We start from the raw sequence: 3363 nt of genomic DNA on the forward strand, positions 1-3363 counted from the left end.
GGATCTCGCGCGCGGTCCCTTCAATAGTTCCCTCCCAAACGGCGTGAGTCGTCTCGAACCCACTGTCCAAGGTGACAGCCCCAAACGAAAATGCGACCCCGCCAACGTCCAACGCCAAGATACTCTTGCCCCGCGCCAGGCCCCGCCGGCCCCGGCCGCACGTCCGCAGCCGAAACCGGCACCGAACTTCTCGGATATGGATGACGATATCCCGTTCTAAGCGCGACCTCGTTGTCCACTGATGAAAGCCCGCTCTTCGGAAGAACAGCGGGCTTTTTCTTTGTACATGCCGATGGGTTACCAATGTGTGCCTGATTGCGCCACACAGGTCTTGAGCGTTCATCTTTTCAGTGTGTTCACGTTACGTGAACAAGAAAAAATCGTGAACAAACGGGGCGAGCCTGCCCAATATGTGGGCTGCCTCACGCCCCGGGTGCAAATCGTCCCCAGAGTTTGATTCAAGTTAGTGCATGTAACTACAGCCGCCACCAATCTGGCTGGCATAAAACCTGCATCAGCTACTGCATCAGCCGCCGCCGGCGGTCACACCGATCGGAGCCCAGCATGCACGCAGAAACTCTCCCCGCCGTATCCACCGCCCAGCCCGACGTCAAACTGTCCGGCGACGTGTTCGGCGCCCTGATCAACCTGTCCGGCCGGCGCCGTTTCACGTCACAGCGGGTGGTGCTGTATTCCGTGCTGGCGTCACTCGGCCATGACGGCGCGGACAAGACTGCCCGCGACACCCTGGCGGCCTTCCGGGACGCGCATGTCACGCTCGTGCAGGGCAAGCAGGGTTTGCCGGGCATCTTTTGCCAGCAACTGCGCGACGCGTATTTCGGCACGATGCGGGGCGACCAGATCATCCGCGACTTCATCGCACTGGCCGAGAGTACGCTGGACGCCATCGGCACGACGTCGCGGCGCGCGCCCGCGCTGCTCGATGAGCTGGTGCGCAGCGCGACGCCGCTGCTCACCGTGCTCAATGCGCTGACCCTCGTGTACGAGGAACAGTCCAAGCGCCATGCCCTGCTGCAGCGCAGGCAGATGCAGGAATTGATGGGGGACATCAAGACCATCGCGCGGCAGGCGCGCATGGTCGCCTTCAATGCCCAGGTCGTTGCTGCGCGCGCCGGCGACGTCGGCAGGGAGTTCGCCGTGGTAGCGAGCACCATGACCAACGTCACCGGCGAGATCGATGCGCTGGTGCAGACCGCGCTGGAGGGTTCGCTCGCCTACTGAATCAGATGCGCTGGCGCTGCACGGTGTCGGAAACGTGCTGGTCCTGGACCCTGCGCGCGTCGCGCACCGTGAAGTCCGTCACCGACCGCAGGTCGAACAGCGCCGCGCCGTCGCTGCCCGGCTGGGCATTGACCGCGCTGAAGACGGCGTCCCGTACATCCTCCAGCACGAAGGCGGCGCGCGCCTCGGGCTGCGCATACGTCACCGTGACGTGGTCGACGTCGATGCCGGCCGCATGGCGCACGTACAGGCCATAGGCCGGGCACGGGCCGAACATGCCCGGCTCGGGATACGCTGTCGGCTTTTCCAGCGGGACCACGTCGCGCAGCATGGCCGTGCCGCCGCCTTCGACGTGCAAGCGCAGGTTCGACAGGTGGATGTCCTCGACCGGATGACCGGGCAGGCCGCTGATCGTGCTGGTAAAACCCGTTTGGGCGCCCGAGACGACGATGTTGCTGATGTTGACGCGCCGGATGGTCCCGACCGGCGGCGCATCCGGCCCACGCAGGCGCGCGCCGAGGCAGATGAAGATCGGATCGTTGGCCACCTTGCGCATGGTGATGTTGGAAATCGTGAGGTCTTCGATGTGCGAACCGTCCACGCTTTCGATGGCGAGGCCGCGGCAATCGTCGAAGATGCAGTTGGTGATCGTGATGTTCCTGAAGTCGCCATTCGATTCCGTGCCCAGCTTGATCCGCCCGACGCGGCCCGAGTGGTAGTCCGGTGTGCTGCGCTTGAATGTCCCGTCCAGCAGCGTGCCGACGTCGAAATTCCCGGCCACGTAACAATCCGAAATCGTGATGTTGTCGCAGGCCGCGATCCGGCCCAGTGCATACGACGCCTTCAGGCAGATGCCGTCGTCCCAGGGCGAATTGACGCTGCACCTGGAAATGCGCACGTTGCTGCAGCAATCGATGTCCATGCCGTCGCGATTGGTATCGATGCGCAGATTATCGACCGTCACGTTGCTGCATCCGGTCGCCAGGATACCGAAATGGCCCCCTCTCAAGATGCCGAAGTCGCGCAGCAGGACGTTATTGCATTCGCGTAGCGAGATCGCCTTGTTGCCTTCGCCCGGCCCGCCGTCCGCGTCGTAGCGTATGCTCCCGTCGGGCAGCTTCCGGTAGCCCGGGTTCAGTCCCTTGCCATCGATGTGGCCGGTGCCGGTGATCGCAACGCTGTCCAGGCCGATGCCCCAGATCAGGCTGTTCTTCCAGTGGCTGTGGCCGAAGTCCTGGTAGTTGCCGCCCGCGGCATTCGGTTCCGGCAGGTCGTACGGCGCGACCTTCCAGTCCACCGCTTCGATGACCGCGCCCGCCTCCAGATGCAGCGTGACGCGGCTGCGCAGCCGGATCGATGCGGACAGGTAGCGCCCGGGCGGGACATGCACGGTGCCGCCACCCGCCCTGGCCGCCGCCTCGATGGCGGCGTTGATGGCGCCGGAATCGACCGTCTTGCCGTCTCCGCGGGCACCGTAGTCGCGCACGTCGTGGCGCGCTGCGGCTTGCGCCTGCGCGTTGCCGAAGGCGGACAGCATGGGAAGCGAGACCGCCAGTCGGGCGGCTGAACCAAGCAAACGACGGCGGGTAAGTGTGCTCATGGACCGATACGCGGAAGAGTGGGTAATCTCTCGATGTTATCGATCTCACAATATATCTGCAAGCAGTTTATGCCTCCACCTGCATCCCCAGCGGCGCCCGATTCAGCCTGACATACGCATCCAGCACATCCGTCTTGTGCACGGCCCCGAGCAGCTCGGGGTCGAGTGCGCTGCGCACGGCCGGCAGCCGCTCGCCGAAGTGGCGCATGAACTGGCGCAGCGCGTCGTCCAGGCCCATGTCGGCGGTGACGACGGGCAGGGCGTCGGGCCGGGCGATGTCGGCGCAGGTGCGGGAGGATGCCTCGTCCCGCTCGTACAGCGCGGCCACGTCGTGCAGCGCCACCACGCCGCGGTAGCGCCGGGCGGCATCGACGAGGTAGACGTATTTCACGGGGTGCTGGCGAAACAGCGCGGCGGCCTGCGCGATGGAGGCATCGAGCGGCAGGACGGTGTCGGCGGGGCGGATCAGTTCCTGCATCCGGATCGCGCGCAGGCGTTCGCGTTCCTGCTCGTCGGCCGCG

At 65.2% G+C, this 3363-nt stretch carries 3 protein-coding genes; 1 reads left to right on the top strand and 2 read right to left on the bottom strand.

Annotated elements, in window-relative coordinates:
• Positions 1-564 precede the first annotated feature (564 nt).
• Positions 565-1242 carry a methyl-accepting chemotaxis protein gene (locus tag ACEN88_RS27340; RefSeq protein WP_413344722.1) on the top strand — a complete coding sequence of 226 codons (678 nt, stop codon included), beginning with the start codon at positions 565-567 and terminating at the stop codon, positions 1240-1242.
• Between the two features lies 1 nt (position 1243).
• On the opposite strand, the gene ACEN88_RS27345 is transcribed toward ACEN88_RS27340, so the two are convergent.
• Together ACEN88_RS27345 and ACEN88_RS27350 are read right to left on the bottom strand one after the other, a co-directional pair.
• Positions 1244-2779: a glycoside hydrolase family 28 protein gene (locus ACEN88_RS27345; RefSeq protein WP_413344724.1), complete on the bottom strand. Its 1536-nt coding sequence runs from the start codon at positions 2777-2779 to the stop codon at positions 1244-1246.
• A gap of 130 nt (positions 2780-2909) precedes the next feature.
• Positions 2910-3363 (bottom strand): CBS domain-containing protein (locus ACEN88_RS27350; protein WP_413344726.1); only part of this gene is annotated, 454 nt, incomplete at its 5' end.

The sequence above is a fragment of the Massilia sp. CT11-108 genome (assembly GCF_047302915.1).
GTDB lineage: Bacteria > Pseudomonadota > Gammaproteobacteria > Burkholderiales > Burkholderiaceae_D > Telluria > Telluria orientalis.